At 24.9% G+C, this 518-nt stretch carries 1 protein-coding gene; it reads right to left on the minus strand.

The window, feature by feature from the left end; translation table 11 throughout:
- A partial coding sequence (locus AWT72_RS09870) for a hypothetical protein (protein ID WP_197407671.1) occupies positions 1 to 518 on the minus strand: 518 nt, incomplete at both ends.

A 518-nucleotide genomic window follows, 5' to 3' on the forward strand; every position in this document is an offset into this window, starting at 1 on the left:
CTCTAATTTAGCATATGGTTCTAACTTATATTGTTGTCCAATTACCCATCTATCTTTTTCATATTCATTACCAGCAACAATATAATCTCCTGTTACTTTTCTTGTTTGAATACCTGCTTCTCCAAATACCCCAAATACCACTTTTGCTTTATCGTTTTCAATTTTTTTACTAATATCTAAGCCAAATTTATCAATATTATATTTTATTGGAACACCTTTTTCTTTAACAATTACTGGTGCATATAAATGAACAAAACTAGGTTTTATTGTAAAATCATATGGAAGTTTATGCTCATATGATAAATCTGTTTCATTATATATTAAAATTTTCTTTGAACTTATTTCAGTTTCTAATTCAAATTTATTTTTTGCTTCAAAACCTTTATATTTAAGTTTAGAATCATTTTCTAGTCTAACTCTATTACCAGTTATACTTTTTGTATATGTGTCTGGATTATTTGAAAGTCCTCTTTCAATTATTCTATATTCTTTTCCATTTTTGTTATAGTAGTAATAAT

It is taken from the genome of Oceanivirga salmonicida (genome assembly GCF_001517915.1).
GTDB lineage: Bacteria > Fusobacteriota > Fusobacteriia > Fusobacteriales > Leptotrichiaceae > Oceanivirga > Oceanivirga salmonicida.